This window comes from Cognatiyoonia sp. IB215446, from assembly GCF_033963825.1.
GTDB lineage: Bacteria > Pseudomonadota > Alphaproteobacteria > Rhodobacterales > Rhodobacteraceae > Yoonia.
The window spans coordinates 170,935-197,837 of the sequence record NZ_JAXBMD010000003.1 but is presented as its reverse complement, the minus strand read 5'-3'; the positions used below and the strand labels follow the sequence as shown (position 1 = coordinate 197,837).

24 protein-coding genes and 1 tRNA gene are annotated in these 26,903 nt (G+C 57.2%); 19 read left to right on the top strand and 6 right to left on the bottom strand.

Annotation, left to right across the window (positions count from 1 at the left end; all coding sequences use genetic code 11):
* Window positions 1-26 precede the first annotated feature (26 nt).
* The 4 genes from SLH49_RS15120 to SLH49_RS15105 all read left to right on the top strand — a co-directional run bounded on the left by SLH49_RS15120 (window position 27) and on the right by SLH49_RS15105 (window position 3,786).
* The gene (locus SLH49_RS15120) at window positions 27-743 is read left to right on the top strand and encodes a uroporphyrinogen-III synthase (protein ID WP_320269996.1); all 717 of its coding nucleotides are present in this window, start codon (window positions 27-29) and stop codon (window positions 741-743) included.
* Between the two features lie 90 nt (window positions 744-833).
* Window positions 834-2,066, top strand: coding sequence for a hypothetical protein (locus tag SLH49_RS15115; RefSeq protein WP_320269995.1), 1,233 nt, complete (start codon window positions 834-836; stop codon window positions 2,064-2,066).
* Window positions 2,067-2,077: 11 nt separating this feature from the next.
* The gene (locus SLH49_RS15110; protein ID WP_320269994.1) at window positions 2,078-3,562 is read left to right on the top strand and encodes a heme biosynthesis protein HemY; all 1,485 of its coding nucleotides are present in this window, start codon (window positions 2,078-2,080) and stop codon (window positions 3,560-3,562) included.
* Window positions 3,563-3,710: 148 nt separating this feature from the next.
* Window positions 3,711-3,786: transfer RNA gene (locus tag SLH49_RS15105), tRNA-Thr, on the top strand.
* Between the two features lie 789 nt (window positions 3,787-4,575).
* Here the strand turns inward: SLH49_RS15105 and kduD are convergent.
* The 3 genes from kduD to SLH49_RS15090 form a co-directional block, all read right to left on the bottom strand.
* Window positions 4,576-5,331: a 2-dehydro-3-deoxy-D-gluconate 5-dehydrogenase KduD gene (gene kduD / locus SLH49_RS15100; RefSeq protein ID WP_320269993.1), complete on the bottom strand. Its 756-nt coding sequence runs from the start codon at window positions 5,329-5,331 to the stop codon at window positions 4,576-4,578.
* Between the two features lie 13 nt (window positions 5,332-5,344).
* Complete coding sequence (locus SLH49_RS15095; RefSeq protein ID WP_320269992.1) at window positions 5,345-6,724, bottom strand: MATE family efflux transporter; 1,380 nt, start codon at window positions 6,722-6,724, stop codon at window positions 5,345-5,347.
* Window positions 6,725-6,785: 61 nt separating this feature from the next.
* Window positions 6,786-7,478: a GntR family transcriptional regulator gene (locus SLH49_RS15090; RefSeq protein WP_320269991.1), complete on the bottom strand. Its 693-nt coding sequence runs from the start codon at window positions 7,476-7,478 to the stop codon at window positions 6,786-6,788.
* 157 nt (window positions 7,479-7,635) lie between these two features.
* On the opposite strand from SLH49_RS15090, the gene SLH49_RS15085 reads away from it, so the two are divergent.
* The 10 genes from SLH49_RS15085 to uxuA all read left to right on the top strand — a co-directional run bounded on the left by SLH49_RS15085 (window position 7,636) and on the right by uxuA (window position 18,755).
* Window positions 7,636-8,712, top strand: coding sequence for a sn-glycerol-3-phosphate ABC transporter ATP-binding protein UgpC (locus tag SLH49_RS15085; RefSeq protein WP_320269990.1), 1,077 nt, complete (start codon window positions 7,636-7,638; stop codon window positions 8,710-8,712).
* A 4-nt stretch (window positions 8,713-8,716) separates the two neighbouring features.
* Window positions 8,717-9,727 carry a sugar ABC transporter permease gene (locus SLH49_RS15080; protein ID WP_320269989.1) on the top strand — a complete coding sequence of 337 codons (1,011 nt, stop codon included), beginning with the start codon at window positions 8,717-8,719 and terminating at the stop codon, window positions 9,725-9,727.
* A gap of 9 nt (window positions 9,728-9,736) precedes the next feature.
* Window positions 9,737-10,618, top strand: a complete 882-nt coding sequence (locus tag SLH49_RS15075) for a carbohydrate ABC transporter permease (RefSeq protein WP_320269988.1) — start codon at window positions 9,737-9,739, stop codon at window positions 10,616-10,618.
* 25 nt (window positions 10,619-10,643) lie between these two features.
* Window positions 10,644-12,203: an extracellular solute-binding protein gene (locus SLH49_RS15070; RefSeq protein WP_320269987.1), complete on the top strand. Its 1,560-nt coding sequence runs from the start codon at window positions 10,644-10,646 to the stop codon at window positions 12,201-12,203.
* Between the two features lie 79 nt (window positions 12,204-12,282).
* The gene (locus SLH49_RS15065; protein ID WP_320269986.1) at window positions 12,283-14,604 is read left to right on the top strand and encodes a DUF4962 domain-containing protein; all 2,322 of its coding nucleotides are present in this window, start codon (window positions 12,283-12,285) and stop codon (window positions 14,602-14,604) included.
* 16 nt (window positions 14,605-14,620) lie between these two features.
* Window positions 14,621-14,953, top strand: a complete 333-nt coding sequence (locus SLH49_RS15060; protein WP_320269985.1) for a cupin domain-containing protein — start codon at window positions 14,621-14,623, stop codon at window positions 14,951-14,953.
* Between the two features lie 37 nt (window positions 14,954-14,990).
* Window positions 14,991-15,872: an NAD(P)-dependent oxidoreductase gene (locus SLH49_RS15055; protein ID WP_320270121.1), complete on the top strand. Its 882-nt coding sequence runs from the start codon at window positions 14,991-14,993 to the stop codon at window positions 15,870-15,872.
* Window positions 15,873-15,916: 44 nt separating this feature from the next.
* Window positions 15,917-16,660, top strand: coding sequence for a glucose 1-dehydrogenase (locus SLH49_RS15050; RefSeq protein WP_320269984.1), 744 nt, complete (start codon window positions 15,917-15,919; stop codon window positions 16,658-16,660).
* Between the two features lie 12 nt (window positions 16,661-16,672).
* Complete coding sequence (locus SLH49_RS15045) at window positions 16,673-17,614, top strand: sugar kinase (RefSeq protein ID WP_320269983.1); 942 nt, start codon at window positions 16,673-16,675, stop codon at window positions 17,612-17,614.
* Window positions 17,607-18,755, top strand: coding sequence for a mannonate dehydratase (gene uxuA, locus SLH49_RS15040; protein WP_320269982.1), 1,149 nt, complete (start codon window positions 17,607-17,609; stop codon window positions 18,753-18,755). Before SLH49_RS15045 ends, uxuA begins: the two co-directional genes overlap by 8 nt.
* Here uxuA and SLH49_RS15035 read toward each other — a convergent pair.
* The 3 genes from SLH49_RS15035 to SLH49_RS15025 all read right to left on the bottom strand — a co-directional run bounded on the left by SLH49_RS15035 (window position 18,752) and on the right by SLH49_RS15025 (window position 21,629).
* Complete coding sequence (locus SLH49_RS15035) at window positions 18,752-20,035, bottom strand: TRAP transporter large permease (RefSeq protein ID WP_320269981.1); 1,284 nt, start codon at window positions 20,033-20,035, stop codon at window positions 18,752-18,754. The two genes, uxuA and SLH49_RS15035, sit on opposite strands and share 4 nt — an antisense overlap.
* Before the next feature lie 10 nt (window positions 20,036-20,045).
* A complete protein-coding gene (locus tag SLH49_RS15030; RefSeq protein WP_320269980.1) occupies window positions 20,046-20,573 on the bottom strand; it encodes a TRAP transporter small permease in 528 nt (175 codons plus the stop codon).
* 72 nt (window positions 20,574-20,645) lie between these two features.
* Window positions 20,646-21,629 (bottom strand): TRAP transporter substrate-binding protein, encoded by a 984-nt coding sequence (locus tag SLH49_RS15025; protein WP_320269979.1) that lies wholly within the window; start codon window positions 21,627-21,629, stop codon window positions 20,646-20,648.
* A 257-nt stretch (window positions 21,630-21,886) separates the two neighbouring features.
* Here SLH49_RS15025 and SLH49_RS15020 point away from each other — a divergent pair, with 257 nt between their 5' ends.
* From SLH49_RS15020 to SLH49_RS15000, 5 genes are all read left to right on the top strand, one after another.
* On the top strand, window positions 21,887-22,567 hold the full coding sequence (locus tag SLH49_RS15020) for a GntR family transcriptional regulator (RefSeq protein ID WP_320269978.1): 681 nt from the start codon (window positions 21,887-21,889) through the stop codon (window positions 22,565-22,567).
* Between the two features lie 21 nt (window positions 22,568-22,588).
* On the top strand, window positions 22,589-23,107 hold the full coding sequence (locus SLH49_RS15015) for a redoxin domain-containing protein (RefSeq protein ID WP_320269977.1): 519 nt from the start codon (window positions 22,589-22,591) through the stop codon (window positions 23,105-23,107).
* 108 nt (window positions 23,108-23,215) lie between these two features.
* Complete coding sequence (uxaC, locus tag SLH49_RS15010) at window positions 23,216-24,622, top strand: glucuronate isomerase (RefSeq protein WP_320269976.1); 1,407 nt, start codon at window positions 23,216-23,218, stop codon at window positions 24,620-24,622.
* A gap of 49 nt (window positions 24,623-24,671) precedes the next feature.
* Window positions 24,672-25,499, top strand: a complete 828-nt coding sequence (gene kduI, locus SLH49_RS15005) for a 5-dehydro-4-deoxy-D-glucuronate isomerase (protein WP_320269975.1) — start codon at window positions 24,672-24,674, stop codon at window positions 25,497-25,499.
* Window positions 25,496-26,860 (top strand): mannitol dehydrogenase family protein, encoded by a 1,365-nt coding sequence (locus tag SLH49_RS15000; RefSeq protein WP_320269974.1) that lies wholly within the window; start codon window positions 25,496-25,498, stop codon window positions 26,858-26,860. The genes kduI and SLH49_RS15000 overlap by 4 nt, the downstream gene beginning before the upstream one ends.
* Window positions 26,861-26,903 lie beyond the last annotated feature (43 nt).

The following is a 26,903-nucleotide window of genomic DNA, read 5'->3' as shown; positions in this document are numbered from 1 at the left end:
CCCGCCAGTGCAAACAATGGTGCCCCATGACCCCAACGCTGATCGTGACACGCCCTGAAGCGCAGGGATTGGGTTTTGCAAGGGCCTTGGAAAGCCGTTGGGATGGGCCGCTGGATACCGTTCTGTCGCCCCTGATCGCGATCAGTTTCCAACCGATCGTAAATGATCTTTCGGATGTCACCGATCTTGTTTTCACATCCGCCCATGGGGTGACCGCCGCTGCCAGTGTCGGCCTTGGTCCGGGTCTTAGCGCGTGGTGTGTAGGGCCGAAAACGGCCGAATTGGCTCGTTCGGCAGGTTTTGAAACCATCACCGGCCCCGGAGATGCTGCGGCACTCGCCAATCTGATCATTGCACAGTCCCAGAAGGGAGAATTTGCGCATCTGCGGGGCAGGCATAGCCGTGGCGACTTGAGCTCAGAGCTTGGGGTCGCAGGCATCCCATGCCGCGATGTGATTGCGTATGACCAGATCGCCCAGCCGCTCGCGGTTGAAGCGCAGAAGGTTCTGAATGAAACCCGGCCCGTTCTTTGCCCTCTATTTTCACCACGCACCGCGACGATCCTTGGCAAACAAGGTCCGTTCTCAGCACCGCTTGATATCGTCGCGATGAGTCAGGCGGTTGCCGATGCCGCGTATGAGGTCGCACCACGCTCGGTCACAATCGCCGCCCACCCCGATGAGGACGCGATGATCGCCGCAACACTGGTACAGCTTCATCGCATTTCACATGATGATGACTGACCGTCGGATCGCTTGAGGGTTGGCAAGGGTCGGGATAACATAATATGTCACTTGCCCACTGGCGGGTCGGGGCGCAAAAAGGGTGAAAACGTGGCAAAACAGCCAGCCAAGGGGCGTAAGGCGCCCCCCAAGTCAGCAGAATCGGCACCAGCGCCACAGAACGCGACCGAATCGGACAATGCGCAAAAGCTGCTTTTTGATGCCATTCCCGCCGAAATTCTGATCAAACCGGCGGTTGAGGCCGCGTCTGCGGCGCCATCCGTTCCGGTTGTTGAGAAAACCGGTGATGATGCCTCTGCGGATCAGCCTGACGCAGCGGCTGAAGCCGCGCCGCGAGATGCACCGACCTCCGCGCCAGTGAAGCCCGCACCGGAAAAGCAACGTGGCGGGTTCATTCCACTTTTGCTTGGCGGGCTGATCGCGGGTGGGATCGGCTATGCGGTCGCACAAGTGAACATGCCGCAACCGGATACGGAATTGCCTGCGCAGGTTGCAGCCCAGGCGGATGCGATTGCAGCGCTGCAGGATGCAGTGGATAACCCACCACCACCGATTGATTTGAGTGGCATGGAGGCGGCGCAAGCCGCGCTTTCCGATCAGATTGCCGAGATGACAGATCAGATCGCCACGCTCGATGACCGGCTGACGGCGCTGGAAAACCTGCCGCGTGGCGAAGGCGCTGCCTCTGTGCCCGCTTTGGCCAATTATGAGGCTGAGATTGCCGCACTCAGAGAAGAGATTGCCGCAATGGCAGGTGCGGCTCAAACGCAGCTTGATACCGCGCGGGCCGAGGCCGCAGCCATTGAGGAGAATGCCGCATCGGCAGCGCGCGCTGCGGCAGGGCGCGCTGCACTGTCCCGGTTGCAAACTGGTATGGAAAGCGGCGCCCCGCTTGGAGCGGCTCTCGTCGATTTGGAAGAGGCATTGGGAGCGCCAGCCCCCGACGCCTTGACGGCGGCACAAGACGGCATACCGACATTGGCCAGTCTGCAGGACACATTCCCCGAAGTGGCGCGCGCCGCATTGGCAACGGCGCGCCGCGAAGGTGTGTCGGGTGAGGAGACGACCGGCTTTGGTGCCTTCCTGCGTAATCAGTTCGATGTCCGCTCGGTCACGCCGCAGGAAGGCATCAGCGCTGATGCGGTCCTTTCGCGGGCTGAAGCTGCGGTACGCACAGGGCGTCTCGCCGATGCACTGGCCGAAATCAGTGCGCTGCCCGAAGTGGCGCGTGCCGAGATGTCCGAATGGCTGGCCCAGGCCGAAATCCGGGCCGACGCAGTGGCGGCCATCGATATGCTTTTCACCTCACTCAGCGATAGTTAAGGGCGTTAGATATGCTTTGGTCATTGATTAAAATCCTGGCGTTTGTGGCGATCGTCACCGCCCTCACCTATGGCGGCACGCAATTGATGGAGGTCGATGGCGGCGCCACAATCAGCGTGATGGGCTTTGAATTCACGCTCAGCCCGCTTGAGATGGTGTTTGCCTTTGTCGCCTTTGTCGTGGCGGTCTGGTTGGGGCTGAAGCTGCTCGCGCTTTGTGTGGCAACGTTCAAGTTTCTCAATGGTGATGAGACTGCAATCTCGCGCTACTTCGACCGTAATCGCGAACGCAAAGGGTATGAGGCGTTGTCCGAAGGGATGATGGCGCTCGCCTCGGGCGAAGGTCATCTGGCCATGACCAAGGCAGCGCGAGCCGACAAGTATCTGCAACAGCCTCAATTGACTAACCTGCTGACGGCGCAGGCGGCTGAGATGACCGGCGACCGGCGCAAGGCGGAAGAGACTTACAAAAAGCTCCTGTCGGACGACAAGACCCGCTTTGTCGGTGTGCGTGGGATCATGAAGCAGAAGCTTTCGGATGGAGACACAGATACGGCATTGGCACTGGCGCAAAAGGCTTTTGCGCTGAAACCCAAACATGAAGAAACGCAGGATGTGCTTTTGCGTCTGCAGGCCGAAAAGTCGGACTGGGCCGGTGCCCGCAAGACGCTGAGCGCGAAGCTGAAATCAGGTGGGCTGCCGCGCGACGTGCACAAACGCCGCGACGCTGTGCTGGCCTTGTCAGAGGCACGCGATGTGCTGGAGGATGGCAAATCCATCGAAGCGCGCGAAACCGCGATTGAGGCGAACCGGCTCTCACCCGATCTGATCCCCGCAGCTGTCATGGCAGCGCGCAGCTATATCGGCGAAGGCAATGCCCGCTATGCAACGCGGGTGTTAACCAAAGCGTGGAACGCGCAGCCACATCCCGATATCGCCGCAGCATTCGCTGAAATTGCGCCCGATGAAAACGCCGAGGCGCGTTTGAAGCGCTTTCGCACACTGACCAAGCCAACGGCCGATCATCCGGAAACCAAGATGCTGATGGCCGAGCTTTATATCTCGGCCGAGGATTTTCCGGCTGCCAAACGTGTGCTTGGCGACCTTGTTGAGACCGATCCATCAGCGCGGAGCCTGACGCTAATGGCGGCAATCGAACGCGGCGAAGGTGCGGACGATTCCGTTGTGCGTGGCTGGCTGACCCGCGCATTAACGGCACCGCGCGGCCCGCAATGGATTTGTGACAACTGCCAGCACATTCAGGCGGGCTGGGCCGCAACCTGCAGCAATTGCGGATCGTTTGACACGCTGGCCTGGCGCAAACCACCTGAAGGCGATGTGGCGATGCCCGCTGGCACGGAGATGCTTCCGCTGATTGTCGGAGCGCCGACGCAAAACGTGGTGACGATGCCCGAAGACGTTATGGAAGATGCCGAGATTTTGGCAACTGATCCTGAGCCAATTGATCAGACTGGCGTGTCTCAGGCCGAAAAATAAGCCTTTCCCGGCACATAGCATGATGCTACCACCGATGCTGTTGCAGTACGCAATTTGTCGGTAGCAGGTTCATACGCGATTGACGTGGGAGGCCCGTGAGTTAGAAAGTGGGCACAAATAGCTGGTGGGATCAAATGCAGAGAGGAATGCCGCTGTAGCTCAGATGGTAGAGCACGTCATTCGTAATGATGGGGTCGGGGGTTCGAGTCCCTTCAGCGGCACCAGTTCTAAAAACCGTTGAAAAAGTCGCTTACGCAGCCTGAGATTCTGCGTTCTTCAAACCAGCGAGCTCCAAGCCCCGTTTGATATCTTCGTTCAATCGGTCAAGCGAAAGGCCTACTGCCCACAACTCACAGCCGGTTGCTGCAGTTCCAAATTCCCGTACTCGTACGTCAGTTTCGTCGGGAAAGAACAGTATCGCCTTTTTTGCCTCATACTCGATGCCGCCAGGATCATAGAGCAACCCGGTCGACTCACCGTATCAGCGAAGTAAACCTTTGATTGTGCTCCAACTCGCAATCCGAAACCGCGCAGTTGGTCGTCCAGGTAGAGAATCTGACCGCTGGTTGGATGCTTGATCGCGTCAACGGCCTTCTTAGTGAAACGAATGTTTGGCATTGAGACGCGGTTTATTGGCGTTACGCCTCAGGGCCTCAACAGGTTCTTGAAAATTGTCATCGCGACATCGATTGACCTTGACAGCCTACGCTTGTGCAGGCCGCAGCTTTGGCTGCTGACTGTCCGAGCGCGCCTCAGTGCCGCAGGCGCCGCCCGAATTGCGGTCATTCGTCGCGATGTAGTATTTGGGGACATGCGAACTCAATGATCGTGGGCCAAGGTTAGCTTCGACCCATTTTGGACAAATGGCTGCGCTGAAAAACTCTTGTGAATAACTGCCATGTTCCAAATTTCACTCTTTGTGGGTGCCGGCCTTCGAACACTTGTCATACAGATGGCTCTGGCCGCGAAACCGGATTGAGCGGAAAAGCCGATCATCCACTTGGCATCAACGGCTATCTGCCAAGCCACCCACCATCGACGGGTAGTGTAATGCCCGTAACATAGTGCGCGGCGGAACCAGCCAGAAAGGTAACTGCCCCTGCAATGTCTTCTGGCTCTGCCCATCGGCCTAAGGGGATGCGGTCGAGGATCGCCTTATTGCGGTCGGGGTCGTTGCGCAGATCGGTCGTGTTGTTGCTGATCACATAGCCCGGCGCCACCGCATTTACGGTGATCCCCTTGCCCGACCATTCGTTCGACAATATCTTGGTCAATCCTGCAACGCCGCTTTTTGAGGCCGTGTAGGATGGTACCCTTATGCCTCCTTGGAATGACAGGAGCGAGGCAATGTTGATAATACTACCGCCAGCACCAGCGGCCACACGAGACTTTGCAAAGCTTTGGCTAAGGAAGAAGACGACCTTAAGGTTGATATCCATGACCGCGTCCCAGTCTTCCTCGGTAAAGGTCAGACTGTCGTCGCGGCGGATGATGCCCGCGTTATTCACAAGCGTGCCGATTTGACCGAACCGGTCTTCGGCCTCGGCAAAGGCGGCCTGCGCCCCGGCTACAGTGCCCAGATCGGCTTTCAGCGCCGCCGCGTTACCACCGACAGTGGCGATCTTGGCCAGGGTATCGTCCATTGATGATCGACCAACCGCAATCACATGCGCCCCGGCTGCTGCTAGATCAACAGCAATGGCTTGTCCAATGCCGGTATTGGCCCCTGTGACAAAGGCGCGTGTACCATCTAGAGAAAATCGGTTCATGGCGGTCTTTCCTTTATGAATGCTTGGGTGAGGTGACGTCGGACTGCTTCCAGTCACCGCGCCAGAGCCTGCGGTGAAATGCCGGGAATTTCAGAACTTCTTCCCACAAGAACAGCGACAATATCCAAAAGGCGGACAGATCAAGATAAAGGACAAAAAGAGCTGTGGCAGGCACGCGGAAGGCCCATTGCGACCAGATAAAGACATGCATGACATAGACCGTGTCCCCAGACGCGCGCAGCGTGTTGCCACAGATCGCATTGGTTGCGCGGGGAAACTGGATGATCAGAAGAATAGGCAGGAAACCGAACAGGATCGCGCGGGTTTCAGCCTCAAGATTGGGATAAATCCGGTCGAGTGACAGGCACATGATCAGGAAAATCGCGGCAACAATACCTGCAGCAACAAACGCTCCGTTCCAGGCTCTTGAGAGGAACCGATCCAGCACTTCCTCGGACGTGCGCTGACCCAGGAGTTGCGCGACCAGTATGCCTGTGGCCTGCGTCCATTGCATCGCCACCTGCCCAGCCAGCAGGTTCCACGGCGCAATCAGCGTCATCGCGGCAAACCCATTCAGGGACATTCTTGCGTAGATCAATGAACAGACATGCGTGGACAGCGTGGCGCTGACAAATGTTGCTGCAATCGGCAGTGCAAAGCGAACATGCGCCCGGACGGTCGGCAGAAAGGTTGCATGATGCCAGCCTACGACATGGCGCAGATACCCGTTGCCGCGCAACAGCAGGAGCGTCCAAAAAAATGTCTGCACCATGATCGCAATCGCACTGCCAAGCGCGGCACCAGCCACACCAAATGCGGGCAATCCGAAATATCCATGGATCAACACAACGCTGCTGCAGATGTTGATCGGAACAGACAGCAGGTAGCCATAAAGCGGCAGCTTGGTCCGACTACAGCCGTTGAAGAAACTCGCGATACACTGGCCAACCGCTTCACCAAGAATGACGATAGTGAATATCATCAAATAGGTTTGTGCGGCTGCCCCGACCTCAACCGAGGGCGCGAGTGCATCAATCAGGGTGCCGCCCCAGACGTAGATCAGCACGACACCAGCCGCACCCATACCGACACTGATGGTCAATCCCGATCCAAGGACGGATTTGAGAAACACTTGATCGCCGCTGCCGAAGGCCTGCGCAGTGCGGATCTGCATGGCGTGGGAAAAGGCAAAGATAACGCCCAGCATGATGCCACCAAGGGCGGCAGCCAGACCCATCGCGGCCAAGGCGGCTTCACCCAAGGATGATAAGAGAAACCCGTCAACAACGACGGTCCCATGTAGGAAGATCGCCCTGAGCGTCATCGGCCAGGCCAAAGCTAAAACATCCCCTGCGCCGGGCTGTCGCGTCACGTGATCTATCCGGATCGTCATGGACCAGGTTCCATTGCTGCATGTTGCTTCACGGCCTGACCTTCAGACAGGCCCGCTCACATCAGGCAGTTTCGCTTTCGAAGTAATTCGCGTTCGTCGCAGTGATCCGCTCGATCGTGACATCAAGGCGAGACAGATGCTTCAGACAAGCCTCGACCGCCGCATCCGTATCATGGGCGATAACTGCCATTGCAATTGCCTTGTGATCGGCAAGCAGTTCAGGGATGCGCTGTTCTTTTTCGATCCCAAGCATGCACAGCCGGTCAACCTTGGCCTTTTCTTCAAGGATGACCTCAAATGCGTAGTCAACACCCGCGATGCTGCACAGGATTTCGTGAAACGCATAGTCAAGCTGGCCGAAGCGTTCGACATCTTTTGCCGCTATTGCTGCTTCCTGTTCGGCCAATGCGTCGTTCAACCGCGTCTCACCCGCTGCATCGCAACAGGTTGTTGCGCGGCATATCACCTCTTTCTCGATGGCGGCCCGGATAAAACGGGCCTTTTCGATCTTACGCATTGAAAAACGCCGCACTTCGGTTGCGCGTTGCGGTCTAATCAGCAGCAAGTCGAGGTTGGCGAGGCGGCTGAAAGCATCACGGACAGGTTGCCTGGATACACCGAATTGGGCGGCAATATCTGCTTCAGAAATCCGATCACCAGGCTTGAGCTGCAAGGTTGCGATCTGTTCGTGCAGGGTGTCAAAAACGTCGTCAACACTCGTCCGCCGTTCGTTTCGCGTCAGCGTCTGAACCATAAAGAACTCCCCTTTTGAACAGAAGATAACGAAAACGTAACAGAAATCAAACTAGTATACCAGACTGGCATTCTAGTTTTTTTACTAGTATACCAGATATGAGAAGCCGAATCGTTTTTGCCAGACGAGAATGGTCGAGACACGTCAGGGAGGGGCAATGTCCGGGGTAGAGCTAGACGGAATCGTAAAGGCTTACGGTGCCTTGCAGGTCGTCCACGGCATTGATCTGAATGTTGCCGAAAAGGAATTCGTGGTGCTGGTCGGCCCGTCCGGTTGCGGTAAGTCCACCACCCTGCGGATGGTTGCTGGACTGGAAGAGATCACGGAGGGTGATCTGACAATTGACGGGCGCCGGATGAACCGTGTTGCGCCGAAAGACCGCGATGTGGCGATGGTTTTCCAGAACTACGCGCTTTACCCCCATTTGAATGTGGCCGACAACATGGCCTTCGGTCTGCGCATACGAAAGATGCCGAAGGCGGAAATCGCCACAACCATCGCCGATGTCGCCGAAATCCTTGGCCTGACCCCATATCTTGATCGCCGCCCTGCCGATTTGTCGGGTGGACAGCGCCAGCGGGTCGCCATGGGGCGAGCCATCGTGCGCCACCCCAAGGTTTTCCTGTTTGATGAACCCCTGTCGAACCTCGATGCGAAACTGCGGACGCAGATGCGCGCCGAAATCAAACGCCTGCACAATCGGCTGGGCGTCACCTCAATTTACGTGACACATGATCAGGTCGAGGCGATGACGCTTGCCGACAGGATCGTCGTCATGAATGACGGTCGGATCGAACAGGTCGGCACGCCGATGGAGCTGTTCAACCATCCAGCAAATACATTCGTTGCAGGCTTTCTGGGGTCGCCGCCGATGAATCAGATCAAAGGCGTGCTGACTGAAACAGGGGCCAAGATCGGCAATACCGAGATCAAATTACAAGGCGCCATCAACGGGCATGCCGGGCGCGATGTCATCGTCGGTATCCGACCTGAACACGTCACGCTTGGCCAGACCGCTGAGACGTCATCGCTTCCAATCGAACTTGATCTTGTCGAGCCGCTAGGGTCAGAGGCCTTGCTGCACGCACGCTATGGCAACGACAACATGGTCTTCAAGGCCGACACCAACGGAGATATCGCCCACCTTTCGGGTGTTGAAGAAGTCCACGTACCCGCCCACCTCGTGAAACTCTTTGATGCAGAGACAGGCCGCGCCCTGGCTTTAGGGGCCTAGTCGGATGTCTGATCGCAATTCCGACTTTGGCGGTCTTCCGGTCGATGAGCTGGTGGCCAAGGCTGACGCGGCACTAGGCCAGCGCAAAACCCGCGTGCGGGATAGCCATTGGGTCAGGACCTGGGACCATTTTCGGCGCGAGTGGCAGATATATGTCATGCTGCTGCCGACGATCATCTGGTTCATCGTCTTTCTGTATAAGCCGATGTACGGGCTGCAGATCGCGTTCAAGGACTATTCGATCTTCCGCGGTGTCGCGAATAGCCCTTGGGTCGGCTTCGAACATTTTCAGACGCTGTTTTCGAACGATCAGTTCATTCGCGCCGTGCGAAACACGGTCACCATCAGCTTTTACAACCTGCTCTTCGGCTTTCCGGCGCCGATCATTCTGGCGCTGATGTTCAACGAAATCATCAATGCGACCTACAAACGCACCGCCCAGACAATTGTCTACCTGCCGCATTTCATCTCATCAGTCATCATCGCGGGCATTGTCATCACCGCTTTTTCACCGACCGCCGGGATCATCAACACCATCATCAGCTGGCTTGGCTTCGATCCGGTTTACTTCCTGACCCAACCTGAGTGGTTCCGCCCGATCTTTGTTGGCACCGGCATCTGGCAAGAGGCCGGTTTCGGATCAATTGTTTTTCTTGCCGCCATCGCCGGGGTCAACCCGTCGCTGTATGAAAGCGCGGTTGTCGACGGGGCCAACCGCTGGCAAATGATGTGGAAGATCACCATTCCATCGATTCTACCGACCATCCTGATCATGCTGATCATCCGCATCGGCAATATCATGGAAGTCTCATTCGAGCTCGTGATCCTGCTCTACCAGCCGTCCACCTACGAAACGGCGGATGTCGTGAACACCTGGGTCTACCGTCAAGGTCTGCAATCCGGTCAATACGACCTAGCTGCCGCTGCGGGTCTGTTCAACGCTGTCGTCGCCTTTGTGCTCGTGATGACCGCCAACACCCTCTCGCGTCGTTTCTCGCGCACGTCGCTCTGGTAGGGGGAAAAGATGCAAAAGTGGTCTCTTTACTCTCGTGGCGACAAGTTCTTTGCAGTGGTCGTGTCCATCCTGATCGGGATGTTCACAGTCGCGACGCTCTACCCGTTCATTTATATCGCGGCGGTTTCGTTCAGTTCTGGTTTTGCCGCCCAAGCAGGCAAGGTCGTTCTGACTCCAATCGACGCTACGGTAGAGGCTTACGGTTACATCCTGCGCGACCCGCAATTCTGGATCAGCTATCGCAACACCTTCATCTACACGATTGGCGGCACGATCATGTCGCTGGCGTTTATCATTCCAGGGGCCTATGCGCTCAGCCGTCCGCAACTGAAAGGGCGGCGGTTCTTCAACCTCTTCATCGCCTTCACTATGTGGTTCAACGCCGGCCTGATCCCCTTCTTTCTGAACATGCGTGATCTGAACCTGCTCGACAGTATGTTCGGCATCATCCTCGCCTTCGCGGTCAACGCCTTCAACATCATCCTGTTGCGGAACTTTTTTGAGGCTATCCCGCAGAGTTTTGAAGAAGCCGCACGGATGGACGGGGCCAACGACTTTCAGGTGCTTTGGAAAGTCTTCATTCCGCTCAGCAAGCCCGCAATCGCCACGATCACGCTGTTCTGCATCGTGTCGCGCTGGAACGGCTTTTTCTGGGCGATGGTGCTCTTGCAATCAGAGGACAAGATCCCGCTGCAGGTTTTTCTGCGCCACACGATTGCGAACCTCAGCGACGACGATGAATTCGCCATCGTTCAAACCGCCGCCGGTTTCAGCGCAGAGACCGTTACCGCGGCCATCATCGTGTGTTCGATCATCCCCGTGCTGATCGTCTACCCGTTCATCCAGAAATACTTTGAGAAGGGCATCCTGCTTGGGGGTGTCAAAGAATAATGAAACGCAAATGGGAGGAAACGAAATGCGTAAACTAGGACTTGCGGCAGCGCTGCTGGCGGGCAGTGCTCTGTCGGCCCCCGCCTTTGCGGATGGGCACCTGCGGATCGTAGAGGAGCCGCTGGAACTGACCATTCAGATGAACCATGCGCGCTATCCCATCTATGAAGAAGATTGGCCGGTTGAGCAGACCGCGCGAGAGTTGACCGGCATTCACCTGCTGAACGATACGGTTGGCGCGAACATGCGGACCGATGAAAACACGGGTCGAACCGAGGCGCTGAACCTGATGCTGGCATCGGGCAATATCCCGGACATCGTCGGATCCAGTCGCATCCGCGACTTCGTCAATCAGTACGGCCCTGAGGGCGCATTTGTACCGCTAAACGACCTGATCGCAGAGCACGCCCCAAACATCGCCGCCTATTATGCCGAACGTCCTGACATCGAAGCCGCGGTAAAGGCCGCAGATGGGCAAATGTACTACGTTCCCTATCTGCCAGACGGCAAATACGGGCGCGCCTACTGGATTAGGACCGATTGGCTCGACGCCTTGGGGCTTGAGGTGCCGCAGACCGTCGCGGAATACGAAGAGGTCCTGCGTGCCTTCAAAACACAAGACCCCAATGGCAACGGCGAAGCCGACGAAGTGCCGTTCTTTGCGCGCCAGTGGCCGGAACTGATCCGTCTTGTCACGCTTTGGGACGGTCGGGCGCATGGCTCTGACACCTACCACGACTTCCTTGTCGAAGATGGACGGATCGACCATGGCTATATCGGCGAAGGGTACCGCGAAGGCATTAAGAACCTTGCACGGTGGTATGATGAAGGGCTGATTGATGCCGAAATCTTCACCCGTGGTTCATCAGCTCGCGATTTCCTTCTGTCTGAAAATCTCGGCGGCTCGACCCATGACTGGTTTGCATCGACAGGTGGGTACAACAGCCTTTCGTCCGAGATCGAAGGGTTCCGCTTTGAGGCCATGGTGCCACCTGCATCCGTTGGCGGTAACCGTATCCAGGAACACCGCCGCATCCTTGTGAAACCCGATGGCTGGGCGATCGGACACACCAATGAACATGTTGTCGAAACCATCAAGTATTTCGACTTCTGGTTCACCGAGGAAGGGCGTCGTCTGGCGAACTTCGGCGTCGAGGGTGTGCATTACGAGATGATCGACGGAGAGCCGATCTTCACGGAAGAGTTCCTGAATGCCGGTCCGGTCAACCGCTCGCTTTATCAGAATGGGGCACAGCTACAGGCCCGCGGATACTTTCAGGACTACAGTTACGAGATCCAATGGACCAACGAATTCGCACTCGCCGGGATCGAACTGTATGAACAGGGCGATTACCTGATCCCGGATTTTCTGGGCGTCGCATTCAACGCGGAAGAACAGCGGGTCTATGACCGGACCTGGGGTTCCATCCGCGACTACATGCTTGAAAAGCAGCAAAGCTGGATCCTCGGCTCTGCCGATGTAGAGGCCGAATGGGATGACTACCTCGCCCAGCTGGATGACATGGGAATGCAGGAATTGCTGGCGGTGATGCAATCAGCTTACGACCGCCAATACGGCGGCTGACTTTCCTCCCGTTGGGGGCGGTGCACAGGTGCCGCCCCTGACATCCCCCAACATAAAAAAGCAGCAGACAAGACACGCGATGCCCGCAGACGCTCTTCCTACGCTCGACGAACCAAAAGCTGGCCGATTGACCATTCAATATGGCCCGACCGAACTTGATGAGATCGTGGAAAACCCGCCGCGCTTTACCTGGATTCCCGTGATTGACGATGAGGCGTCCTATGCTTTGCGTGTTTCGTCGGACCCGAAATTCCGCAAAGCCGACACTTTCTTTTTCAACGCCATTCCTCACAATTTTTTCACACCAGACAAAGTTCTGGCACCGGGTAGCTACCATTGGTCTTATGCGACATGGGATGAGAGCACCGGCAAACCCACCAGCAGTTGGAGCAGTACACGCAGCTTTACAATTGCCGACGGACTGCCTGAAACCCCCCTGCCCGCACGCACCATGCGTCTTTCGCAGGTCACGACCGCGCATCCGCGCCTTTGGATGACGCCGGATCGCCTCAAGGATTTCAAAGCTGCAGCTGTGGCTGACCCGGATCATTGCGCTTGGTCCACATTCTACGACAAATCCGTCGTGCCATGGCTGGATCGCCCGGTGATGTCCGAACCGGATGGCTATCCCAACCACCAACGCACGGCCCCCGTCTGGCGGCAGACGTACATCGATCTGCAAGAGGTTTGGTATGCGATCCGCCACCTCGCCATTGGGGGCAAGGTCACAGACAACGCGGAGATGACAGCCCGCGCCAAGGAATGGCTGCTGGAAACTGCAAGCTGGGATCCGATGGGTGTTACATCGCGTGCGTATACGGACGAATGGGCCTACCGCGTCTGCAATGCGTTGGCCTGGGGATACGACTGGCTCTACGACGAGTTGTCCGAAGACGAACGCATAAAAGTCCGTGCCTCACTTCTGGCGCGGACCCGCGACATCGCGGAGCATGCGATCCTGAACGCCAAAATCCACCTTTTCCCTTACGACAGCCACGCCGTCCGCTCTGTCTCGCTGGTGATTGTGCCCGCCTGCATCGCTTTGCTTGGTGATGATGAAGAGGACGAGGCGCGCGCTTGGCTGCACTATGCCATCGAATTCCTGATGACCGTCTATTCGCCGTGGGGCGACAGTGACGGTGGCTGGGCCGAGGGGGCGCAGTACTGGATGATGGGCATGGCCTATCTGATCGACGCAGCCAACCGGCTGAAAAGCTATACCGGCATCGACATTTACAAACGCCCCTTTTTTCAGAACACGGCGGACTTCCCTTTGTTCTGCAACGCGCCCAATACCAGCAGGGCATCATTTGGCGACGACAGCGCACTGGGCGATCTGCCTGCTATCAAAACCGGGCTCAATATGCGCCAGTTCGCCGGTGTCACCGGCAAAGGCGACTATCAATGGTACGCCGAGGAAAATTTGCGCACCAATCCGGGCACCGAAATGGCCTTCTATAACTGGGGTTGGTGGGACACGAATTTCGATGAAATGGTCTTCCAGACCGATTTCCCGGTTGTAGCGGCACAGTCGCCAAAGGGCGGTCTGCGACATTTCAAGGGGATCGGCTGGGTCGGTGTGCAGCACGCGATGGATGACCCCGACAACCACATCCAGTTCGTCTTCAAGTCATCCCGGTTCGGCTCGGTGAGCCACAGCCATGGCGACCAGAACGCGTTCTGCCTTTCTGCTTATGGCGAGGATCTGGCAATCCAGTCAGGTTATTACGTCGCATTCAATTCAACCATGCACCGCAACTGGCGGCGCCAGACCAGATCGAAGAATGCGATCCTGATCAACGGCAAAGGTCAGTATGCTGAAAAAGACAAGGCAAAGGCGCTTGCAGCGACAGGCAAGATCATTGCGGCCGAACAACGCGATGATCACGTCTATATCTGCGGTGACGCCACGCCGGCCTACCAAAGCCTCTCACCCGAAGTGAACCGCGCTGTGCGCGAGGTTTACTTCGTGCGCAACTCCTACTTTGTCATCGTTGACAAGGTGGACGCCGACACGCCCGTCACGGTTGATTGGCTTCTGCACGCCAATGAACCATTCGCGTTGGGCAGATCGACATTCCGCAACACGCAGAAACGTGCCGGTTTTTATGGACAGGTTGTGTGGTCCGAAGGTGGCAAACCGGAAATCAGCCAGGCAACCGAATTTACCGATGTGGATCCCGCGGAGTATGAAGGCCTGCCCGTCAGCACCTGTCTGACGGCACATTACCCGGCCGCAACCCGCCACCGGATTGCGACCTTGCTGGTGCCTTATCGGTTGAGCGAACCGAAGCGTATTTTCAATTTCATGGACGATCAGGGTTATGACGCTGATCTTTACTTCACTGACCCCGATGAACACACGTTCAAGGTCGTGATGAAGAAGCTTGCGAACAGCTGAAGGTGCGGAGAACCACATGAGCGTGAAAAACTACTTCCCAAGCAGTGACAATGAGCTTGAAACGGTGGCCGCCGGCCTTAGCCGTAAGATCGGAGCACATAACGACAATCTGATGGTTGTCGAGGTGCACTTTGATGCGGGCACCACAGCTCCAATGCATCACCATCCACACGAACAGATTACTTACGTCATGTCCGGGAAATTTGAATTCACCGTCGGAACAGTGACTTACATCGTGGGTCCGGGAGACTCACTCTACAAGGAACCCAACATCGAACACGGGGCCACTTGTCTGGAAGCGGGCACCCTATTGGACGTCTTCACTCCTCACCGAGAGGATTTCCTGTGATCCCCGCAACACCAAATCCCCCAGCGGAGCGTATATGATGAGCAAACCCGTCATCGGTTTTATTGGCCTCGGGCTTATGGGCGGCAACATGGTTGCCAACCTGCAGAAACGTGGGTTCGAGATGGTCGTCATGGGCCGTAAGAAAGATGTCATTGACGCAGTCCTGGCGCGCGGAAATGCGCGGGTGGTGACGAGCCCCAAAGAGCTGGCTGAAGCCAGCGATATCATCATGCTCTGCGTCACAACCTCTGATGTGGTTGAATCACTTGTCTATGGCGATGACGGTATCCTTGCAGGGATCAAACCGGGTGCTGTGCTCATCGACTTTGGTACATCCGTTCCAGCCTCGACCCGTAAGATCGGCGCAGATTTGGCAGAAAGAGAGGCCGGGATGATCGACGCCCCGCTCGGGCGCACGCCAGCACACGCGAAAGATGGGCTGCTGAACATCATGGCTGCTGGTGACAGGGCGACATTCGACAAGGTGAAACCGATCCTTGATGAACAGGGCGAGAACGTCTTCTACCTTGGCGCATTGGGATCGGGACATGTGACCAAGCTGATCAACAATTACATGGGCATGACGACCGTTTGCGCGATGAGCCAGGCCTTCGCGGTGGCCGAACGTGCCGGTGTGGATCGCGCCCAGCTTTATGACATCATGTCGGCAGGGCCATCTAATTCGCCCTTTATGGGGTTTTGCAAGAACTACGCCGTGGACGGTGTGAGTGATCTTGGATTTTCAATTAACAACGCCAACAAGGATCTGGGCTATTTTCTGCAGATGGTCGACGATATCGGGACACGCGCGGAAATCGCTGAAGGAACAACGCAAAACCTGAAGGCCGCTGTAGATGCCGGCCTGGGCGATGGTAACGTGCCTGAGATTTTCGACTATTACAGACAACTTGAAAGCTAAGAAACCTCCGCTCGGATATCGGGCGACGCATAAGGAACGCCGCCATGAAGCTTGCTGGAAAAACCGCCATTGTGACGGGTGGTGGCCGAGATATCGGCGCGGCGGCGGCCAGAAAACTGGCCGCTGAAGGGGCAAACGTGGCGATCAGCTATTATGAAAGCGCGAGGGGTGCGGATACGGTTGTCGCGAATATCAAGGCTGCAGGCGGTGCGGCCATGGCCGTGCAGGCCGACCTGAATACACTGGATGGGGTTAATCGGCTGGTGGGTAAAAGTATCGACCAATTCGGCAGCATCGACGTGCTGGTGAACAACGCTGGTGGATTGATCGCGCGCAAAACCCTGGCCGAGATGGACCTCGCACATTGGAACGCTGTCATGACGCTGAATCTGACATCTACTTTCATGATGACCAAGGCCTGTCTGGCGCATATGAAGGCTGGCACAATCGTAAACCTCGCCTCGCAAGCCGGGCGTGACGGCGGCGGGCCCGGTGCTGTGGCCTATGCCGCGTCAAAGGGTGCGATCATGACCATGACGCGCGGCCTTGCCAAGGAACTGGGCCCAGATATCCGCGTCAACGCGCTCTGCCCCGGTATGATCGATACGGACTTTCACAACATTCACACACCCGATGCGGGCCGCCGTGGGTTTGAGGCGAACGCACCACTCAAACGTCAGGGCAATGTGGAAGATGCGGCGAACCTTGTCCTGTTTCTGGCTTGCGATGACAGCGCATTTCTGACGGGAACGAACATCGACATCAATGGCGGCATGCTGTTTTCGTAGGAAGGACCTGCCATGCGCTTTCTGGCGATAGGCGAATGTATGGCAGAAATGGCTCCAACCGATAGGGATGGCGATTATCGTCTGGGCTTTGCTGGCGACACCTTCAACACAACCTGGTATCTGGCCCGTACGGCGTCTGATGTGCAGCTTCTCTACCTCACGGCCATTGGCGACGACGCCCTGTCGCAGCAGATGCGCTCATTCATGTGTGAAAGCGGCATTGACGACCAGTTTGTGCAGGTCGCGCAAGGTCGCACAGTTGGGCTTTACCTGATTTCGCTCAATCACGGTGAACGCAGTTTCTCCTATTGGCGCGGACAGTCTGCGGCCAAGACACTGGCCGACGACTCGACCAAACTGGATATCGCAATGGCCTTCGCGGACCTGATCTATTTCTCTGGCATCACGCTGGCGATCCTCACGCCGGACCGCCGCGACGTCTTGCTGAACGCCTTGCGTGCAGCGCGTTCAAACGGCAAGACCGTTGCCTTCGATCCCAACCTACGGCCAAAACTCTGGTCCACGGAAACCGAGATGACAGATACGATCATGCAAGGTGCCGCCGTGAGTGACATCTTGCTGCCGTCATTTGAAGATGAAGCCACGTGGTTCAATGATGCGGACCCGCAGGCCACGGCAGAACGCTACCGCGCGGTCGGGGCAAAGACGGTCATCGTCAAAAACGGCGCGGATCCGGTGCACTATGTCGACGGAGAAGCCAGCGGCCAGATAGCGTTCGCACCCGTAGACACCGTTGTCGATACAACCGCCGCCGGTGACAGCTTTAATGCTGGCGTCTTTGGGCGCTACGCTGCAGGCGAAGATATTGCTGCCAGCATTACCTATGGCTGCACCTTATCGCGCGCTGTGATCATGCAACGGGGGGCTCTGGTCCCGGTTGAGCCTGCGAGCCTTGAAACCGCGAATTACATGCAGGCGCGGAGCGATGCGTGAAACCTGGCGTTGGTTCGGAGAATTCGACCCTCTTTCTTTGAGCGAAGTCGCCCAGACAGGCGCCGCTGGTATTGTCAGCGCCCTGCATGCTGTGCCCTACGGTGATCTATGGACGTCAGAGGCTATTGTCAGGCGCCGCGCAGAGATTGAAGCTGCCGGTTTTACCTGGGATGTGGTCGAAAGCCTGCCCGTCCACGGGGATATCAAACGTGGCACCGGCCCCCTGTCCCGGCATTTCGACACCTACCGCGCATCGCTTGCAAACCTGGCGCAGGCAGGCGTCAAAACGGTCTGCTACAACTTCATGCCAATCCTCGACTGGACCCGTACGGATCTATCGCTTCCGGTGCCGCGCGGCGGCACCTGCCTGCATTTCTCGACATCAAGGATGGCTGCATTTGAAATCCATATGCTCGGCCGAGAAGCCGCCCATGACACCTATGACCCTGAGGCGATCCGTGCAGGCGACATGTGGTTTCAAGACAGCACCGAAGCGACGCGCGACGCGCTTTTGCACGCGATCATGGCCGGATTGCCTGGCGCCGTTGACCGCTTTGACGTGGCCGGACTGAAAGATGCGCTTGATAGGTATGAAGGTCTTTCTCACGACGATCTGCGCGCCAACCTCAAACGGTTCCTTGAAGAGGTGATCCCGACGGCCAGCGCGCTTGGCATTCATATGTGCATCCATCCGGATGACCCGCCGCGCGATATTCTTGGACTACCACGGATCGTATCGACCGAAGAGGACATCAGATGGATCATGCAGGCCGTTGATGACCCAGCAAATGGCCTGACGCTATGCACCGGCTCGCTTGGGGCGAACCCACGCAACGATCTGCCGTCCATCGCCCGCTCCTTTGGGCACCGAACGCATTTCGCGCATTTGCGCAATGTCATCAAGGAGCAGGACGGGTCTTTCACCGAAAGCGCGCATCTGGCCGGTGACATTGATCTGGTCGCCGTCATTGACGAACTGCTTGAGGCTGAGGCCAACCGAGACACGAACATCCCCTTTCGCGCCGATCACGGGCATGCGCTGTTGTCAGACATCGGCCAAACGTTCCAGCCAGGCTATACCCTGATCGGGCGGTTGCGCGGATTAGCAGAGCTGCGCGGCGTCATCGCCGCCCTGTCTTAGCCACCCAGCAGGTTTGGCAGGGTCATGGAAATGGCTGGGACAAAGGTGATCAGCATCAGCGCAACAAAGATAGCGATGTAAAACGGCCAGATCGTTCGAATGGCTTGTTCCATCGGTAACTTGCCAACGGCGCATCCCACAAAGAGACACGAACCAACAGGCGGTGTGCAAAGGCCCAGCCCGAGGTTCACCAGCAGGATCATCCCGAACTGCACCGGGTCCACACCCAAGGCCTGTGCTACCGGCAGAAAGATCGGCGTACAGATCAGGATCAGCGCCGCCATGTCCATGATCATGCCCAGCAGCAGCAGAACCACGTTGATCATCAATAGTATCAGGATCGGGTTGTCGGTGATCCCTGTCAGCAGCGTGACCATCTTTGTCGGCACACGGTAGTAGGTCAACATATAGGCAAAGGCCGCTGCACAGGCGATCAGGATCATCACCATCGCCGTCGTCTTGACCGACTGATTGACCGCCGTCTTGAAATTTTCCCACGTGATTGACCGGTAAACCAGCAAAGTCACGATGAACGCATAGATCACGCCAAAGGCCCCGGACTCGGTTACCGTAAACACGCCCGACAGCACGCCACCGACAATGATCACCGCTGTAAGCAGCCCCGGTATCGCGCCGACAAAGGCCAGAAACAGCGCTGTCCAGCCTGGGAATTGCTCGGCCCGGTAACCGCGTTTGATGGCAACGATGTATGCGGCTGCAGCCAGACAGATGCACATCAGGATGCCCGGTACAACTCCGGCAAGGAACAGCTTCGATATCGACACCGCCCCACCTGCGGCGATAGCGTAGATGATCATGTTGTGGCTCGGCGGAATAATGATCCCGGCAATCGAAGAGGTGACCGTGACGTTGACCGCATAGTCCGCGTCATAGCCCTTGTCCTTCATCACAGGGATCAGGATCGAACCAAGTGCCGAGATATCGGCAATAGCAGAGCCGGAGATCCCGCCAAACAACATCGACGACAGAACATTCACAATGCCGAGCCCACCGCGCACTGCACCGACAGCGGCCTGCGCGAACCGGACAAGGCGCACGGCGATACCGCCGTGAAACATCAACTCGCCCGCGAAGATGAAAAAGGGGATTGCCAACAGCGAAAAGACATTGATCCCCGCAACGATCCGCTGAAACCCGACCATCAGCGGCAAGCCTTCGAACCAGAACGCGGCAATGGCGGAAATGCCCAGCGCGAAAGCGACCGGCGTTCCAATCACCACGCACAAGGCGAAGAGGCCCAGAAGTAAAGCAAGTCCCATCAATCAGGCCCTATTCAATGCTGTCCGTGCGTGTATCCCGGCCCAACAGGTGTCGCGCGAGATGGCCAAGCGAAAAGACAAGGATCATGCCGCCACAAATGGTCAGCGGCAAGGATCGCAAACCTTCAGGCCATTGGATCAGCGGTATGAGTGAGTTCCACTTGAACAATGTCAGTTGACCGCCATACCAGAGCATCAATCCACCAAAGACTGTCATGAACACATCGGTCATAATGATCATTACAGACCGAACCTTGCGTGCGACCATCTTGCGAAAGACCACGACCGAGAGATGGGTGTGTTCATAAACACCGATCCCCGCGCCCAGAAACGCGATGAGCATCACAAGAAGCAATGAGAGCGGATCAACCCATGTCGGCGTATCGTTCAAGACGTATCTGCCAAATACCTGATATCCAAGCAAAAGCGTCATTGAGACGAGGGCAATAACAGCCACGACGCGACAGATGAAAACGACTCCGCGAAAGACACTGTCGATAGGGCCAAGCCCGGTATGTTTGTTTGGCAAATCGCTCATCCCTGTCGACCTTTGGTGCAACACAGCGCCCGGTCAGCTGACCGGGCGCCATGTCTGCAGATTATCCGAAGATCACTCGGTCGCTTGTGCGAGAGCGACCAGTTCGGCCATGTCCGGGTTGGCGGCCAGATAGTTTTCGTAAACCGGGACCATAGCTTCTTGGAATGGGGTCTTGTCGGCGATCTGGTTGATCTTGACACCCGCGGCCTCGACCGCCTCGCGGCTGGCTTGGGTCTGTTCGTTCCATAGCTCGCGCTGGAAGGCAGCGGCTTCTTCTGCTGCTGCGACGACAGCAGACTGCATGTCAGCTGACAAAGCTTCAAACTTTGCGGTGTTCACACAGACACATTCCGGAATGATCAGATGCTCTGACATTGAATAGAAGCCCGCAACCTCATAATGGCCGACGGATTGGAAAGACGGCAGGTTGTTTTCCGCACCGTCTACGACTCCAGTGCTAAGTGATTGGTAGACTTCGGAGAAGGCGATCGGCGTGCCGTTGCCGCCCATGGCATTCACCATCCCCGTGAAGAGGTCATTGTTCATCACGCGGATTTTCATGCCTGCCACATCGTCTGGCGTATTGATCGGGCCGGAATTGTTATAGAATGACCGCGCACCAGCGTCGAACCACGCAATCGGCAAGAGGTCAGCGTCACCCATTGCGCTAGTGATCTGCTCTCCTGCGGGGCCGTCCAACACCCGGAACATGTGGTCGACATCGCGGAAGATGAATGGAAGCGAGACGAGGTTGGCTTCATTCACGATGGAACCGAGCGGTCCAAGGTTGAAGTTGCCGACGTCGATCGCGCCCAGCTGCACCTGTTCGATAGCGTCCGGCTGGGTGCCCAGAACGCCACCATGGAAGACCTCCACATTGACTTCGCCGCCTGTCTTTTCGGCGACCAGCTCGGCAAAAAGGTCCATCGCTGCTGTGTTGGGATGGCCATCTGAGTGGATGTTCCACGCGCGCCAATCCTCGGCAATCGCTACAGATGCAACAAAGGACAGCGCGGTCGCGGTGCCCAGAAATGCCTTCGAAACTGATAAGTTCATTGTTCTCTCCCTGTGTTCATAATTCGGTGCTTTGCGATGCATCCAACCTTTCCTCCACAGTCTGATGCAGCACCTGGCGGCACGGAGGCGCATGAACAGCACCCCGCTATTGACTTACTGGAGACTAGTATCCCAGAATTGTCAAGAGAGTTGTCATTAAGTCATTTTGGTGGTGTTAAAGAGCGGACCGCAGGGCTGTCTGAAGGAATGGCGCCGACCCAAAAGCGCGCCCGGCGGCCGGCAAGGAGGGACAAAAGATGTATGACGCATCGCGCGTCAGCACGTCCAAATCGACTGCTGACGTGGTTTTTGAAAAGCTGCACGCCGACATTGTTGCGCTGACGATCCTGCCGGGTGCCAAGATTTCTGAAGCCGATGTGGCGCGACAATACGGGGTGTCGCGACAACCGGTTCGTGACGCTTTTCGAAGATTGCATAATCTCGATCTCATCGAAATTCGCCCGCAGCGCGCGACGATCATCAGGCGGTTTTCTCGGCCCGAAATCGAAAACACCCGTTTTGTCCGGCTCGCGGTCGAGTTGGAGGTTCTGGACCGCGCCTGCGCGATTTGGGATCAGCCTCGTTCGGAAAATCTCGCCAAAAACCTGTCCGAGCAGTCTGAGGCATTGGCGTCCGACGACCTCGCCAGCTTTCACGCGCTCGACTACGGTTTCCATGAATGTATCTGCGATCTGACGGGCCTGCCGATGGCGTTCGAGACGATCAAAAGCTGCAAGCATAAAATTGATCGCCTTTGCCTACTCAGCCTTTCGGACTACGAAAATGTGGCGGATGTTCTGGCCGATCATCGTGCGATTGCCAACGCGCTCGACCGCCGCTGTGCCGCAGATGCGCGCGAACTTATCCGGCACCACATCAGTCGCCTGGATACAACAATCGCGGAAATTCATCGGAAGAATGCGGCCTTTTTTCGGTAAGACAACAGGAAGGGTACGCCCATGGCAGATGACAAACCCAGAGTTGGAGCTCCGGTTGGCCCATTGACGCTCCCGATGGTCGGGAAAGACCAAAGCTATGTCATTGGCGGGCGCAATGACCGCTGGACGATGCTGTTTGTTTACCGCGGTCGGCACTGTCCGCGGTGCAAAAGGTTCCTGAACAAGCTGAACGCGTCCCTCTCGGACTGGACCGGGCATATGAATGTTGTCGTGGCCTCTGCCGACCCCGCTGACAAAGCAGCCGCCGATCAGAAGGAACATGGCTGGGCCTTTGATCTTTGCTACGGCATGACCGAAGAACAGATGCGCGGTCTTGGGCTTTACGTGTCCGTTCCGTTATCAGACGCAGAAACCGAAAACATCTTTGCCGAACCCGGCGCTTTCGCGATCCGCCCTAACGGCACATTGATGCTGGTCGATATCTCGAACGGCCCCGCAGCACGGCCCGATCTGGAAGAGCTTCTGGATGGGATGATCTTCAACATCACCAATGACAGGCCGGTACGCGGAACCGCGTAAAGGGGCCATCACGTGGTTTGACACTACTAGTATACTAGAATATCTTCGACGAGGAGTGACACCCATCCGCCGTGTCTCTCAGTAATTGCGCGCAAACGGGGGGACGCGATGCCAAAACTCGATGCTGATCGCCTCTTCCCGCTGGAGAAATCAGCGCGGGGCCATGCGCGCGATCTTTACGAAAGCGTTGCAGACCTGCCGATCATCAGTCCGCATGGCCATACCGACCCCTCATGGTTCGCGCTAAACGCGCCCTTTCCTGATCCCGCGCGGCTGTTCGTCACGCCAGATCATTACCTGCTGCGGATGCTCTGTTCGCAAGGTGTGCCGCTAGAGGAGCTTGGCATCGCTAGAACCGATGGCACGCAGGGCGAAAGTGACGGACGCACGATCTGGCGCAAGTTCGCTGCGCATTACCATCTCTTTCGCGCGACCCCGTCGCAGCTTTGGATGGATCACGCACTGGCAGAGGTTTTCAGCGTCACCGAACCCCTGAATGCGGATACCGCAGACGCGATCTATGATCATATCAGTGCGTGTCTGGCAGAACCCACCTATCGTCCCCGCGCGCTTTTTGATCGCTTCGGCATTGCCGCCTTGGCAACAACAGATGCCGCACTTGACCCGCTTGACCATCACCAGACCATCGCCAATGCCGACTGGTCCGGGCGGGTCATACCCACCTACCGCCCCGACGCCACGGTTGATCCGGATGCGCCCGGGTTCATCGATAACGTCGCGGCACTCGGAGGCCTGACCGGCGAGGATACGCAGACATGGCGGGGATATCTGAAAACACATCGTGCGCGCCGGGCATTCTTCAAATCACGCGGTGCCACAGCAACTGATCACGGCCATCCAGACCCCACGACGGCCGATCTTACCCCTGCCGAAGCAACCGCCCTCTTCGACAAGGTCATAGCCTGTGATGCCTCCCCGGACGATCACGCCCTTTTCCGCGCCCAGATGCTCACCGAAATGGCCGGAATGAGTGTTGAGGATGGCCTTGTCATGCAGATCCACCCCGGATCGCATCGTAACCACGCCGCCCACATTCTTGACACTTACGGACCCGACAAAGGGTTCGATATCCCCAAGGCCGTTGACTACACGACAGCACTCAAACCGCTCCTGAACAAACACGGGCTGAACCCCGATTTCACCCTGATCGTTTTCACACTGGACGAGACCACCTACGCGCGCGAACTCGCCCCACTCGCCGGTGTCTACCCCGCCCTGAAACTCGGCCCGGCCTGGTGGTTTTTTGACAGCCCCGAAGGCATGCGCCGGTACCGCGAAGCCACGACCGAAACCGCCGGCTTCTACAACACTGTCGGCTTCAACGATGACACCCGCGCCTTTTGCTCGATCCCCGCCCGCCATGATGTCGCGCGGCGCGTTGATTGCGCCTATCTCGCCACCCTTGTCGCGACCGGGCGGCTTGCCCGTGCTGACGCGACCGAAGTAGCCCATGACCTCGCCTATCGGCTGGCCAAACAGGCCTACAGGCTGTGACAGCAATGCAAACACTCGCCTTCCCATCCATCTGTTCAAAGGACATCTCATGACCCTCAAGACCGAAACCCGCTACGGGATCGACCCGGAAACAGCCAAAGGTTTGGATACGGATGGCCTACGCCGCCATTTCCACAAGGATGGACTATTTGAGGAGGGCGAAATCAATCTGGTCTATACACATTATGACCGGTTGATCCTCGGGTCTGCCGTACCGGGCGGTGGCAGCCTTGTGCTGGATCACATGGAAGAGACCGGCACACCGGGGTTTCTGGACCGCCGCGAGATGGGCATCCTCAATATCGGTGAGACCGGCACGGTCGAGGTGAACGGCGACACACACACGCTGGAACCCGGTGAACTCCTGTATATCGGGATGGGCGGCGGACCGGTGACTTTCGCGGGCGGTGGACGTTTCTACATCACCTCCTCACCAGCACATCGCCGTTGCCCGACCAAACTGATCAAGCTGGAAGACGCGCGCCGGGTGGAACTGGGCAGTCGCGAAACCGCAAACGAACGGGTGATCATCCAATTCTTGCACCCCGAAGTGTGCGACACATGTCAGCTGCTCATGGGCTATACACAATTCGCCCCTGGATCACTGTGGAACACGATGCCGGCTCATCTGCATGATCGCCGGATGGAGGCGTATCTCTACTTCGATGTGCCTGAGGATGCCCGCGTGTTTCACTTCATGGGGACGCCGGATGAAACCCGCCACCTTGTCATGGCCAATGAAGAGGTTGTGATTTCACCGCCCTGGTCGATCCATTGCGGCGCAGGCACGGCAGCTTACACATTCTGCTGGACGATGGCGGGCGACAATGTCGACTTCGGCGACATGGATATGGTCGCGATGTCCGACCTGCGATGACCGTGGCCCAAAGGCCAATCAGGATCGTGCATCTTGGTCTGGGTGCCTTCTACCGCGCGCATGCCTGCACATATCTGCAAAAGCTGGAAGGTTGGGGTGTTCTGGGCGTCAGCCTTCGCTCTGCTTCTGTCCGGGACGCGATGCGACCGCGCAACTACCGCTACACAGCGGCGGCGCTGACACCGGACGGGATGGATCTGCAGCAGATCGACGTTGTTCAGGACATGCTGGTAGCACCCGAGAATCCAGTCGCTGTCATTGCAGCCTTGGCTGATCCCGCAGTCTCGCTTGTCACTTTGACCGTGACTGAAAAGGGTTATTGCCACGACCCCGCAACGGGAACACTCAATGCCCATCATATTGGGGTAAAATCCGATATTACAAACGTGCTTCCGCGAACCGCCCTGGGGTTTCTGGTACGCGGCTTGCAGGCGCGACGGGCGGCAGGGCTCTCGCCCTTCACGGTACTATCCTGTGACAACCTGCCCACAAACGGCGCCGTCGCGCGCCGGGTCACGATTGAGCTTGCACGTCATATTGACCCAGACCTCGCAGACTGGATTTCGGCAGAGGTCGCCTTTCCTGCCTCGATGGTGGATCGCATTGTACCGGCCACGACAGCAGAGGATGTCGCACGGATTACCGCGCTGTCCGGCCAAACCGATGCAGCACCGGTCGTGCATGAGCCCTTTACACAATGGATCATCACAGATGAATTCGCTGGCGATCTGCCAGACCTTGCAGCGGTAGGTGCGCAGATCGTGCCCGACATTGCGCCTTTTGAGCGGATGAAGCTGCGCATGCTGAACGGAGCGCATTCGGCGTTGGCCTATCTTGGCAGCTTGGCAGGGTTCGAGACGGTAGCGGACGCTGTCGCAGATGACTCAGTCGCGTGCTATCTGCGCGCACTTTGGCACAACGAAGTCATCCCGACACTCACAGCACCACCCAACACACGCCTCGAAGACTACGCCGGCGCACTCCTCTCCCGCTTTGCCAATCGTGGGATCCAGCACAGGCTGTCGCAAATTGCCATGGATGGCAGTCAAAAACTGCCGCAACGCTTTCTGGGCACGATCGAAGACAGGTTGGCGCAGGGCGGCAGGATCGACGCACTGTTAATCGCCCTTGCAGGTTGGATAGCCTGCACAGCCAATCAAAGTAACGACGCAGACCCGATGGCGGCTGATCTGCGGGACTGTCACACGACTGACCCCCGACAAACGGTGCGCAATATCCTGTCACTATCGGCGATCTTCAAGGATACACTATCGACCCGATTGATGGACCCCCTGTCAGATGTCTACACGGAGCTAACGAAGAAAGGTGCACGTAACATGCTTACCGCTGCGGCACACTGAAAGGGGAAGCTATCGGTTCTTAGAACGTGAAGGGTACCTAGTG